This window comes from uncultured Caulobacter sp. (genome assembly GCF_947036865.1).
In the GTDB taxonomy this organism is placed as follows: domain Bacteria; phylum Pseudomonadota; class Alphaproteobacteria; order Caulobacterales; family Caulobacteraceae; genus Caulobacter.
Genome location: NZ_CAMQSF010000070.1, coordinates 1 through 11,696, shown reverse-complemented (window position 1 = coordinate 11,696; position 11,696 = coordinate 1). Strand labels below are relative to the sequence as shown.

The window sequence follows — 11,696 nt, the reverse complement described above, 5'->3', positions numbered from 1 at the left end:
AGGCGCCCTTGGCGGCGCGCGCGGCGACGCCCGCCGCCGCGCCCGAGCCGGTGCGCGGCTCGCCCGAGACCGTTGCGGCGCTGTCGGCCGAGATCGTCAAGAAGGCCGACGGCAAGACCACCCGCTTCGACGTCGCCCTGACGCCCGAGGGCCTGGGCAAGGTCGACGTGCGCATCGAGATCGGCCGCGACGGCGTCATGACCGCCGCCATGAAGTTCGACACCGTCCACGCCGCCCAGGAGCTGCGCGGCAAGGCGGGCGAACTGCGTCAGGCCCTCGCCGACGCGGGCTTCAACGTCGCCGACAACGGCCTGTCGTTCGACGTGTCCAGCCAGAACAACGGCCAAGGCTCGAACCCCTTCCACGCCTTCGAGGGCTTCGGCGACCAGGGACAGCGCGCCTTTACCGGCCGCGCGTTCCACGCCGCCCTGACCGGCGAGGAAGACATCGTCATCACGCCCGACCTGCTGCCCGGCCTGAGGACGGCCGCCGACAGCGGCTTGGACATCCGGATCTAAGGAAAGGTCGCGTCATGACCACCACCGCCCCCGTCTCGTCGCAGAACACCAAGTCGGTTCTGGACAAGATCAGCAACTCCCGCACCTCGCTGGCGAACAACGAGCAGACCTTCCTGAAGCTGCTGACCACGCAGCTGAAGAACCAGGACCCGCTCTCGCCCACCGACACGACCCAGATGACCCAGCAGATCACGTCGATGACCGGCGTCGAGCAACAGCTGGTCACCAACGACCTGCTGGCCGCCCTGGTCGGCATGAACACCGGCACGGGCCTGTCCGAAGGCGTCAACATGATCGGCAAGACGGTCACGGCCACGACCGACAACTCGACGCTGAAGGACGGCAAGGCGACCTTCTCGTGGAGCCAGCCCGGCGCCTCGACCTCGCTGAAGGTCGAGATCAAGAACGCCGCCGGCAAGGTGGTTCGCACCCTCGTGCCGGACGACCAGAAGAGCGGCGCCCACACGATCACCTGGGACGGCAAGGACGACACCGGCGCCAAGCTGCCGGACGGCGGCGTCTACACGATCGCGGTCACGGCCAAGGGCGCGGACGGCAAGGATCTCAAGGCGACCAACGTCAAGGGCCGCGCGACGGGCCTGGTCACCGGCGTCGACAACTCCACGGGCCAGACGATGGTGATCGTCGACGGTCAGTCGATCCCGGTCGACAGCGTCATCGGCGTCACGGCCGCCTCCGCCTCCGCCTCCAACGACAAGACCGGCTCGGGAACCGCCTAGCCGCCCAAACCCCATCGACCGGGCGTCAGAACGACGCCGACGCGGTCCCCGGAAGACGGTCTTCCCCGGGATCCAAACGCAAACCGCGCTGAACCCTCGAGCCCCTTCAACGCAGGATTTCAGTTATGAGCATCAACAGCGCCCTGCTCGCCGGCGTCTCCGGCCTGATCGCCAACTCATCGTCGCTCGCGGCGATCTCGGACAACATCGCCAACGTCAACACCGTCGGCTACAAGCGCTCGACCGCCAACTTCTCGACCCTGGTGACGTCCGGCAACCGCAGCCAGACCTACAGCGCCGGCGGCGTGAAGGCCCAGACGCACCAGTTCGTCAGCCAGCAGGGCCTGACCCAGTCGACGACCTCGAACCTCGACCTGTCGATCTCGGGCTCGGGCTTCTTCGTCACCACCGAAAAGCCCGAGAACCTGACCGCCACGGACACCCGCTCGTTCACCCGCGCCGGCTCGTTCCAGCTCGATAACCTGGGCTATCTGCGCAACGACGCCGGCCTCTATCTGCAGGGCTGGCTGGCCGATCCGGTCACGGGCACGATCACGCCCGATCCGTCGGACCTGATGCAACTGTCCTCGATCAACGTCGGCACCGTCGGCGGCACGGCCGAGAAGACGACGCGCGTCGGGGTCAACGCCAACCTGCGCTCGGAGCAGCCCGTCGCCGCGGCGGTGTCGTACAAGGTCGGCACGGCCGGCGGGACGTCGAAGACCAATGTCCCGGACAGCGCCACGCCGTCGGTGAACCACAACTTCGACGTCATCTACAGCTCGACCGGGGTCGCCAACCCGGCCGCCTCTGGCAACAACGAGTACAAGGTCGACATCAAGGAAAACGGCGTCGTGGTCGCCACCGGCGTTGTCGGCTATAACCCGACGACGGGCGCGCTGGTCAGCTCGACCGTCGATTACAAGGGCGCGGCCACGCCCGCCGGTAACCTGACCACGACCAAGATCAACGCGGCCGGCGACACGGTCAACCTGGTCGACCTGGGGATCAAGACGTCCGCGGCGGCGCCGGCCAAGGACTCCGACGACGTCGACAAGGGCAAGCTGTACGATCCGGCCAAGTGGTCGATGTCGGACTACGCCCTGGACAACACCAAGGGCGTCAAGCCGGACTTCGAAATCCAGATGCCGCTGTCCGACTCCAAGGGCGGCCAGCGCACGGTCACCCTGTCGATGCTGAAGGGGCCGGGTCCGAACCAGTGGTACGCCGAACTGCGCGCCAAGCCGGGCGACCTGGCCAATAACGCCAACGGCCTGATCAGCAGCGGCATCGTCACCTTCACCACCGACGGCAAGCTGCAAAGCACGGGCAACCTGTTCGGCTCGACCAGCCCGACCTCGATCACGGTGATGAACTCCGGCTACATCGCGCCCACCACCACGCCGCCGACGCCGCAACCCCCGACCTGGGCCGACGGCCTGGGCATCGACACCCAGACCGTCCAGATCGACCTGGCCAGCGCCGCCGGCGGCCTGACCCAGTACAACAGCCAGTCGGTCGTCCAGTCGGTCAACACCAACGGCACCGCCTTCGGTAACCTGACCAACATCTCCGTCGACGAGCAGGGCTATGTCTCGGCCATCTTCGACAACGGCGTCACTCGCCGGATCGCCCAGGTCGCCGTGGCCACCTTCTCGAACCCCAACGGCCTGAAGGGCGTCAATGGCAACGCCTATCGGGTGACCAACGAAAGCGGCACCTACAGCCTGAAGGCTCCGGGACAGGGCGGGGCCGGCGCGCTGGCGCCCTCGACCCTGGAAGCTTCGACCGTCGATCTGTCCACGGAGTTCACGGGCCTGATCACCACTCAGCGCGCCTATTCGGCGTCTTCGAAGATCATCACCACCGCCGATCAGATGCTAGAAGAACTCTTGAATATTAAGCGCTGATCATAGGTTTTAACACCTCTTAATTCTTGTGTTTCATGTTGAGACACTAAGGACTGCTAAGGAGCCATCTTGTTTAGGCCTTTCTTTACTATTGGAATTAAGCCGCTGTTATTAGGCGGCGCCTATAGTGGCCTTCAACAGTGATGGTTGTGGGAAAGGCGTAAAGCCATGTTGCAACAGCAGCGCACGAACAGCCGGGGTGAAAAGTACGTCATCGGTCCGACCGGGGCGCCTCTGACTCTCTCCGACTTGCCGCCGCCGGAAACCCAGCGTTGGGTGATCCGTCGCAAGGCCGAGGTCGTGGCCGCCGTCCGCGGGGGTCTGCTCTCGCTCGACGAGGCTTGCGATCGCTACAAGCTGACCAACGAGGAGTTCCTCGCCTGGCAGCAATCGATCGAACGGCACGGCATGGCCGGCCTGCGGACCACGCGGATCCAGCAGTACCGCTAAGGCCGAGGCGAGGGTGCGTGGATGTGACCGCCCTCCGCCGCCCTGACAGCCCGGCGGGCCTTGCCCGACTAGGGTTCGAAGACGTTCGACGGCCGTCTCCGAAAGGGGGCGGCCGCGACGTTTTGGCGCCGCCACGGCGCCGCTCGCGGCTCGAATATAAACGCCTCGTTTACCTTGTACTGGGTAAATCCTGCCTACCGCCGGGCGCGTCTCGTTCGCTCGCCGGTCGTCCGCGTCGCGGGCGCTGGGATCAGGGGTGAGGCTTGGACAGCTTTCTGGGGTCGATCAGGCAGTTTGGCGTCGGGCGACTGGCGGCGATGCTGGGCGTGGGCGCCGGCGTGGTCGCGGTCCTGGTGGCCCTGGTCATGTTCATGGGCAAGGAGCCCAATGAGCTGCTCTATTCGAACCTGGATCTGAAAGAGGCTTCCAGCGTCACCCAGGCGCTGGATCAGGCCGGCATCAAGTACGAGACCAAGGGCGACGGCTCGACGATCATGGTGCCGCGCGACAAGGTCGCCAGCGCCCGCCTGATGGTGGCCGGCAAGGGGCTCGTGAGCTCCGGCTCGATCGGCTACGAGATCTTCGACGGCAGCAACGCGCTGGGTCAGACCGACTTCGTCCAACAGCTGAACCGCCAGCGCGCCCTGCAGGGCGAGCTGGAGCGGACGATCAAGGCCATGCAGGGCGTCAACAGCGTCCGCGTCCACCTGGTGCTGCCCAAGCGCCAGCTGTTCGCCGAGGACGCCGAGCAGCCCTCGGCCGCCGTCACCATCGGCGTCGGCTCGCGCGAGCCCTCGTCGGACATGGTCCGCGCCATCCAGAACCTGGTCTCGTCGTCGGTCCCGAACCTGAAGGCCGAGAAGGTCACGGTCATCGACCAGCACGGCAAGACCCTGTCGGCGCCCAGCGACGACAGCCTGGCCGGCAAGGAAGCCCAGGACCGCAAGACCGAGGTCGAGCAGCGGATCGCCAAGACCGTCAAGGACATGATCGAGGGCGTGCTGGGTCCGGGCAAGGCGCGGGTCAACGTCACCGCCGACCTCGACCTGAACCGCGTGACGACTCAAGAAGAGAAGTTCGATCCGGACGGCCAGGTGGTCCGCTCGGAAAGCACCAACGAGTCGGGCAACAGCGAGACCAAGAACGACGACACCGCCGGCGTCACCGCCGCCTCGAACGTGCCGGGCCAGGGCGGCAGCAACGGCTTCCAGCAGCTGGGCTCGAAGTCCAACGCCAACGAGAGCGTGACCAATTACGAGATCTCCAAGTCGGTGAAGACCACCGTCCAGGAGCCGGGCACGATCAAGAAGGTGGCCGTGGCCGTGGCCATCGACGGCGTCACCGCTCCGGCCGGCAAGGACGGCAAGCCGGGCGCCTACACGCCGCGCACCGCGCAGGAGATCCAGCAGATCGAGGATCTGGTGAAGACCGCCGTCGGCTTCGACGCCGCGCGCGGCGACCAGGTCAAGGTCACCAACATCAAGTTCCCGACGCCCGAGGAGCAGGGCCTGGAGAAGCAGGGGCTGCTGGCCGGCTTCGACAAGAACGACATCATGCGCTTCGCCGAACTGGGCGTGCTGGGCGTGGTGGCGCTGCTGATCCTGCTGTTCGCGGTGCGGCCGTTCATCAAGAACCTGTCCGAACCGGCGCCGACGACGATGGCGCTGCCCGGCCCCAGCGGCGGCGGTCAGACCATCACGCGCCTGGTCACCCTGTCGGACGGCACTCAGCAGCAGGTGGTCGTGGACGAGAGCGGCGAGCCGATCGCCATCGCCGGCCCGGTCAACAGCGACATCGACTCGCGGATCGACATCGCCAAGATCGAGGGCCAGGTGAAGGCCTCGTCGATCAAGCGCGTCTCGGAGTTCGTCGATAAGCATCCGGAGGAATCGGTCGCGATCCTCCGTAACTGGCTGCACGAGTCGAACTGATGGCGATGAAGGCGGCCGTCAGCGACATCAAGAACCTCTCGGGGCCCGAGAAGGCCGCGATCGTTCTGCTCGCCCTGGGCGAAGATCACACCCGGATCTGGGAAGCGCTGGACGACGAGGAGATCAAGGAAGTCTCGCAGGCGATGGCCGGCCTCGGCACGGTCTCGGCCTCGGTCGTCGAAGAGCTGCTGGTCGAGTTCGTCTCGGGCATGAGCTCGACGGGCGCGATCATGGGCTCCTACGAGCAGACCCAGCGCCTGCTCTCCTCGTTCATGCCGCCCGAGAAGGTCGACGCCCTGATGGAGGAGATCCGCGGTCCGGCGGGTCGCACCATGTGGGACAAGCTGGGCAACGTGAACGAGGCGGTGCTCGCCAACTATCTGAAGAACGAATATCCGCAGACCGTCGCGGTGGTGCTGTCGAAGGTCAAGAGCGACCACGCCGCGCGGGTGCTGGCCTGCCTGCCGGAAGACTTCGCGCTGGAATGCGTCACCCGCATGCTGCGGATGGAGCCGGTGCAGCGCGAGATCCTCGACAAGATCGAGATGACCCTGCGCACCGAATTCATGTCGAACCTGGCGCGCACGTCCAAGCGCGACAGCCACGAGATGATGGCCGAGATCTTCAACAATTTCGATCGCCAGACCGAGGCCCGCTTCATCGCCGCGCTGGAAGAGCGCAATCGCGAGGCGGCCGAGCGCATCCGCGCCCTGATGTTCGTGTTCGAGGACCTGTCCAAGCTGGATCCGGGCGGCATCCAGACCCTGCTGCGCAGCACGCCGAAGGAACAGCTGGGCCTGGCGCTGAAGGGCGCCTCGGACAAGCTGCGCGACATGTTCTTCTCCAACATGTCCGAGCGGGCCGCCAAGATCATGCGCGAGGACATGGAGAGCATGGGGCCCGTGCGCCTGAAGGACGTCGACGCCGCCCAGGTGGGCATGGTGCAGGTCGCCAAGGATCTGGCCGCCAAGGGCGAGATCATGCTGGCCGGCAGCGGCGGCGACGACGAGCTGATCTACTGAGGCGGATGCAATGATGGACACCCCTCGCAAATTCGCCTTCGACACGGTCTTCGACGATCGCGGCGGCGTCGCCTACGCCCCGCCGAAGGTCAAGAAGTCCTTCACGATCGAGGAGCTGGAAGCCGCTCGCGCCCAGGCCTATCAGGAGGGCGAGCGCTCGGCCGTGGCCCGCGCCGAGCAGGAGGCCGCCCACGCGCTGGGCGAGGTCGCCCACGCCATCCAGCAGGCCTTCGAGACCCTGACCCACGTGGCGCACCAACACCGCGAGGGCTCGGCGATGCTGGCCCTGGCCTGCGCGCGCAAGATCGCCGACGCGGCTCTGACCCACTTCCCCGAGGCGCCGGTGACGGCGGCCCTGGAGGCCCTCGCGCGCGAGGTCGAGGCCCAGCCGCGCATCTTCGTCCGCGTCTCGCCGGAGCTGGAGGAGCGCACGCAACAGGCCCTCGAGCAGGTCGCCGAGCGGATCGGCCACCAGGGCCAGATCGTCGCCCGCGCCGACGGCGCCATGGCCCCCGCGGCCTTCACCTTCGACTGGGGCGAGGGCCGCGCGGCCTTCGATCCCGACGGCGCCGCCCAGCGCGTCGCCGAGGCGCTGGAGGCGGCGATCGCCGCCGAAGGCCTCCACGCCGAACCCCTGTTCTCCTAAGCAAGGCTGACCAAGATGGCCGAAGACAATCTCCCGCTCGACGAATTCGGAGGCGCCATGCTGGCCTCCGAAGCGCCCGTCGAGCTCGCCGACAAGACCGCCTCCGACCTGGCGCCGGTCTTCGACGTGCCGGTCAATATCTCGGCCGTGCTGGGGCGCGCGCACATGTCGGTCGCGCAGCTGCTGCAGCTGGGCCAGGGCTCGATCCTGGAGCTCGACCGCAAGGTCGGCGAGGCGATCGACATCTATGTCAACAACCGCCTGGTCGCCCGGGGCGAGGTCGTCGTCGTCGACGAGCGCCTGGGCGTGACCATGACGGAAATCATCAAGGACGGCGACCAGGGCTGACGCCCGGTGGTCGTTCGAGAGGGAGAGTAAGAGATGCGGCTTCTGGTCGTCGGAAAACTGAACGGGCAGCTCTCGGTCGCCGTGAAGATGGCGATGAACGCCGGGGCGAAGGTCTCGCACGTCGAAACGACGGAGCAGGCGACCAACGCGCTGCGCGCGGGGCAGGGCGCGGATCTGGTGATGGTCGAGTACACGCTCGACATCGCCGGCTTCATCGCCGCCAACGAGGCCGAGCGGATCCGGGCGCCGGTGGTGGCCTGCGGCGTCGACGCCGATCCGATGCGCGCGGCCGCGGCCATCAAGGCCGGCGCCAAGGAGTTCATCCCCCTGCCGCCGGACGCCGAGCTGATCGCCGCCGTGCTGGCGGCGGTGACCGACGACGAAAAGCCGATGATCGTGCGCGATCCGGCCATGGAGCAGGTGATCAAGCTGGCCGACCAGGTCGCGCCGTCCGACGCCTCGATCCTGATCACCGGCGAAAGCGGCTCGGGCAAGGAGGTGATGGCCCGCTACGTCCACGGCAAGTCCCGGCGGGCCAAGGCGCCGTTCATCTCGGTCAACTGCGCCGCCATCCCCGAGAACCTGCTGGAAAGCGAGCTGTTCGGCCACGAGAAGGGCGCCTTCACCGGCGCCATGGCCCGCCGCATCGGCAAGTTCGAGGAAGCCAATGGCGGCACCCTGCTGCTGGACGAAATCAGCGAAATGGACGCGCGCCTGCAGGCCAAGCTGCTGCGCGCCATCCAGGAGCGCGAGATCGACCGCGTCGGGGGCTCCAAGCCGGTCAAGGTCGACATCCGCATCCTCGCCACTTCCAACCGCGACCTGGCCCAGGCCGTCAAGGACGGGACCTTCCGCGAGGACCTGCTCTATCGCCTGAATGTCGTGAACCTGCGCCTGCCGCCGCTGCGCGAGCGTCCGGGCGACGTGATCAGCCTGTGCGAGTTCTTCGTGAAGAAGTACTCGGCCGCCAACGGCATCGCGGAAAAGCCGATCTCGGCCGAGGCCAAGCGCCGCCTGATCGCCCACCGCTGGCCGGGCAACGTGCGCGAGCTGGAAAACGCCATGCACCGGGCGGTGCTGCTGTCGACCGGCGCGGAGATCGAGGAGTTCGCCATCCGCCTGCCGGACGGCCAGCCGATGGCCCCGGCGCCGGACGCCCAGGTGGCCCGCGGCGCCCAGCTGGCCGCTGACGCCGTCTCGCGCACCTTCGTCGGCTCCACCGTCGCCGAGGTCGAGCAGAAGCTGATCATCGACACCCTGGAGCACTGCCTGGGCAACCGCACCCACGCGGCCAACATCCTGGGCATCTCGATCCGCACGCTGCGCAACAAGCTGAAGGAATACGCCGACGCCGGCGTCCCCGTGCCCCCGCCCCAGGGCGGGATCGGGGCGGCGGCGTGACGGGGGCGGAAAACCTCGCCCTTCGACAAGCTCAGGGTGAGGTTTTCTAGTCGCCCAGCGTTCTTTTCGTCCTCACCCTGAGCCTGTCGAAGGGCGAGGACGGCGCGAACGCCGCGACCATCGGTCCGGCGCCGCGTCGCGCTAAATTTGGTTAACGAGATGGCGGCGGGCCGCAAATCGCTTCAAGCGAAGGTCTAGCTTTCCATCCAGGGTTCAAGGTTTCGAATGGCCGACGCCGCCGCGACCAGCACCGCCAGTTCCCTGCCCAGCGCCCGCTCGCTGGTCGACGGGATCCTGCGCGGCGAGATGGGCCTGGCCCTGGCCGTCGTCGGCATCATCGTCCTGTTGATCCTGCCCGTCCCGGCGTTCCTGCTGGACGTGCTGCTGGCCGTGTCGCTGACGGGATCGGTGCTGATCCTGATGACGGCGATCCTGATCAAGAAGCCGCTGGAATTCACCTCGTTTCCGACCGTGCTGCTGGTCGCGACGCTGTACCGGCTGGGCCTGAACATCGCCTCGACCCGCCTGATCCTTGGCCACGGCCAGGAGGGCACCAGCGGGGCGGGCGCGGTGATCGACGCCTTCGGCCACCTGATCATGAACGGCAACTTCGTGATCGGGGTGATCGTCTTCGTGATCTACGTGGTCGTGAACTTCATGGTCGTGACCAAGGGTTCGGGGCGCATCGCCGAAGTCGCCGCCCGCTTCACCCTGGACTCGATGCCCGGCAAGCAGATGGCGATCGACGCCGACCTGTCGACCGGCCTGATCGACCAGGAAGGCGCCAAGATCCGCCGCAAGGAGCTGGAGCAGGAGAGCACGTTCTTCGGCGCCATGGACGGCGCCAGCAAGTTCGTGAAGGGCGACGCGATCGCCGGCCTGATCATCACCGGCATCAACATCGTCGGCGGCATCATCATCGGCGTGGTGCAGCACAAGCTGCCGATCGGCGAGGCGGCCTCGACCTACACCATCATGACCATCGGCGACGGCCTGGTCAGCCAGATCCCGGCCCTGATCATCTCGATCGCCGCCGGCATGGTCGTGTCCAAGGCCGGGGTCGAGGGCTCGGCCGACAAGGCGCTGGTCACCCAGCTGGCCATGAACCCGGTGGGGCTGGGCATGGTCTCGGCCTCGTCGGGCGTCATCGCCCTGATCCCCGGCATGCCGATCATCCCGTTCGCCGCCGTGGCCCTGGGCGCGGGCGCCCTGGCCTACAAGCGCGCGCAGGACGCCAAGAAGCCCAAGCCCGTCGACCCCGCCGCCCTGGCCGAGGCCGCCGCCCCGGCCGAGGCCGAGGAGGAGCCGATCAGCGCCTCGCTGGCCATCGACGACGTCAAGATCGAGCTGGGCTACGGCCTGCTGACCCTGATCAACGACCTGGACGGCCGCAAGCTGACCGACCAGATCCGCGCGCTGCGCAAGACCCTGGCCAGCGAGTTCGGCTTCGTCATGCCGCCGGTGCGCATCCTCGACAACATGCGCCTGGCCAACCAGGGCTACGCCATCCGCATCAAGGAGATGGAGGCCGGCGCCGGCGAGGTTCGGCTGGGCATGCTGATGTGCATGGATCCGCGCGGCGGCCAGGTCGAGCTGCCCGGCGAGCACGTCCGTGAACCGGCCTTCGGCCTGCCGGCCACCTGGATCGCCGACGACCTGCGCGAGGAGGCGACCTTCCGCGGCTATACGGTCGTCGATCCGGCCACGGTGCTGACCACGCACCTGACCGAGATCCTCAAGGAGAACATGGCCGACCTTCTGTCCTACGCCGAGGTGCAGAAGCTTCTGAAGGAGCTGCCCGAGACGCAGAAGAAGCTGGTCGACGACCTGATCCCCGGCACGGTCACCGCCACCACGGTGCAGCGCGTGCTGCAGTCGCTGCTGCGCGAGCGCGTCTCGATCCGCGACCTGCCGCAGATCCTGGAAGGCATCGGCGAGGCCGCGCCGCACACGGCTTCGGTGACCCAGCTGGTCGAGCAGGTGCGCGCGCGGTTGTCGCGCCAGCTGTGCTGGGCCAATCGCGGCGACGACGGCGCCTTGCCGATCATCACCCTGTCGGCCGACTGGGAGCAGGCCTTCGCCGAGGCCCTGATCGGGCCGGGCGACGACAAGCAGCTGGCCTTGCCGCCCTCGCGCCTGCAGGACTTCATCCGCGGCGTCCGCGACAGCTTCGAGCGCGCGGCCCTGGCCGGCGAGGCCCCGGTGCTGCTGACCAGCCCCGGCGTGCGCCCCTATGTCCGCTCGATCATCGAACGCTTCCGCGGCCAGACCGTGGTGATGAGCCAGAACGAGATCCACCCGCGGGCGCGGCTGAAGACGGTGGGGATGGTGTAGGGCTCGTCCGGACCCGGAACATGACAGTTCACGGTGTCGCCGGTATTCACCATTTTCGGAAATGATTAACCGCGAACCTTGGGCCTTCGTTAGACTCTGCCTGCGATAACCATCCCATCAAGTTTGGACCTCCAGAAGGGATGGCTAGGTTATGAAATTCTCGATCGCGATCGCCGCGGGTCTCGCCGGCAGCTTCTTCGTCGCTCAGGCCGCGTCGGCCGCCGGCGGCTTCGAAGACCAGATGGGCCGCTGCCTGCAGCAGTACGCGAACACCCGCGATCCGGCTCAGGTGATGCTGGAATGCACCGCCGCCGACGGCAAGCTGTCGGACTGCAAGGTCGTCGACAACAGCGCCGCGGGCAAGGGTTTCGACAAGGCCGCCATGTGCATCGCCGA

General features: G+C 67.3%; 11 protein-coding genes and 1 pseudogene. 11 read left to right on the top strand and 1 reads right to left on the bottom strand.

Features of this window, described 5'->3' with window-relative positions:
• The 9 genes from Q0V34_RS19860 to flbD form a co-directional block, all read left to right on the top strand.
• On the top strand, window positions 1-518 hold a 518-nt coding region (locus Q0V34_RS19860), incomplete at its 5' end, for a flagellar hook-length control protein FliK (RefSeq protein WP_297515840.1).
• A 14-nt stretch (window positions 519-532) separates the two neighbouring features.
• Window positions 533-1,258, top strand: coding sequence for a flagellar hook assembly protein FlgD (locus Q0V34_RS19855; protein WP_297515837.1), 726 nt, complete (start codon window positions 533-535; stop codon window positions 1,256-1,258).
• A gap of 125 nt (window positions 1,259-1,383) precedes the next feature.
• Window positions 1,384-3,168 (top strand): flagellar hook protein FlgE, encoded by a 1,785-nt coding sequence (gene flgE / locus Q0V34_RS19850; protein ID WP_297515832.1) that lies wholly within the window; start codon window positions 1,384-1,386, stop codon window positions 3,166-3,168.
• A 168-nt stretch (window positions 3,169-3,336) separates the two neighbouring features.
• A complete protein-coding gene (locus Q0V34_RS19845) occupies window positions 3,337-3,618 on the top strand; it encodes a DUF1153 domain-containing protein (RefSeq protein ID WP_004621438.1) in 282 nt (93 codons plus the stop codon).
• 263 nt (window positions 3,619-3,881) lie between these two features.
• A complete protein-coding gene (fliF, locus tag Q0V34_RS19840) occupies window positions 3,882-5,549 on the top strand; it encodes a flagellar basal-body MS-ring/collar protein FliF (RefSeq protein ID WP_297515827.1) in 1,668 nt (555 codons plus the stop codon).
• Window positions 5,549-6,571, top strand: coding sequence for a flagellar motor switch protein FliG (gene fliG, locus Q0V34_RS19835; protein ID WP_297515823.1), 1,023 nt, complete (start codon window positions 5,549-5,551; stop codon window positions 6,569-6,571). Before fliF ends, fliG begins: the two co-directional genes overlap by 1 nt.
• Before the next feature lie 10 nt (window positions 6,572-6,581).
• Window positions 6,582-7,217: a flagellar assembly protein FliH gene (locus Q0V34_RS19830; protein ID WP_297515820.1), complete on the top strand. Its 636-nt coding sequence runs from the start codon at window positions 6,582-6,584 to the stop codon at window positions 7,215-7,217.
• Between the two features lie 15 nt (window positions 7,218-7,232).
• A complete protein-coding gene (gene fliN, locus Q0V34_RS19825) occupies window positions 7,233-7,565 on the top strand; it encodes a flagellar motor switch protein FliN (protein WP_297515817.1) in 333 nt (110 codons plus the stop codon).
• Between the two features lie 33 nt (window positions 7,566-7,598).
• The gene (flbD, locus tag Q0V34_RS19820) at window positions 7,599-8,966 is read left to right on the top strand and encodes a sigma-54-dependent transcriptional regulator FlbD (protein ID WP_297515814.1); all 1,368 of its coding nucleotides are present in this window, start codon (window positions 7,599-7,601) and stop codon (window positions 8,964-8,966) included.
• Between the two features lie 6 nt (window positions 8,967-8,972).
• On the opposite strand, the pseudogene Q0V34_RS19815 reads toward flbD, so the two are convergent.
• Window positions 8,973-9,127, bottom strand: a pseudogene (locus tag Q0V34_RS19815) (hypothetical protein); the annotation flags it as partial.
• 64 nt (window positions 9,128-9,191) lie between these two features.
• Between Q0V34_RS19815 and flhA the strand changes: the two are divergent.
• Both flhA and Q0V34_RS19805 read left to right on the top strand, forming a co-directional pair.
• Window positions 9,192-11,300: a flagellar biosynthesis protein FlhA gene (gene flhA, locus Q0V34_RS19810; RefSeq protein ID WP_297515812.1), complete on the top strand. Its 2,109-nt coding sequence runs from the start codon at window positions 9,192-9,194 to the stop codon at window positions 11,298-11,300.
• Between the two features lie 151 nt (window positions 11,301-11,451).
• Window positions 11,452-11,696, top strand: a 245-nt coding sequence (locus Q0V34_RS19805) for a hypothetical protein (RefSeq protein WP_297515809.1), incomplete at its 3' end; no start/stop codon positions are given.

Coding starts and splice junctions, on each gene's coding strand:
- flgE (WP_297515832.1), top strand. CDS start 1,384: ATGAGCATCAACAGCGCCCTGCTCGCCGGCGTCTCCGGCCTGATCGCC.
- flbD (WP_297515814.1), top strand. CDS start 7,599: ATGCGGCTTCTGGTCGTCGGAAAACTGAACGGGCAGCTCTCGGTCGCC.
- Q0V34_RS19830 (WP_297515820.1), top strand. CDS start 6,582: ATGATGGACACCCCTCGCAAATTCGCCTTCGACACGGTCTTCGACGAT.
- fliN (WP_297515817.1), top strand. CDS start 7,233: ATGGCCGAAGACAATCTCCCGCTCGACGAATTCGGAGGCGCCATGCTG.
- Q0V34_RS19855 (WP_297515837.1), top strand. CDS start 533: ATGACCACCACCGCCCCCGTCTCGTCGCAGAACACCAAGTCGGTTCTG.
- Q0V34_RS19845 (WP_004621438.1), top strand. CDS start 3,337: ATGTTGCAACAGCAGCGCACGAACAGCCGGGGTGAAAAGTACGTCATC.
- fliG (WP_297515823.1), top strand. CDS start 5,549: ATGGCGATGAAGGCGGCCGTCAGCGACATCAAGAACCTCTCGGGGCCC.
- flhA (WP_297515812.1), top strand. CDS start 9,192: ATGGCCGACGCCGCCGCGACCAGCACCGCCAGTTCCCTGCCCAGCGCC.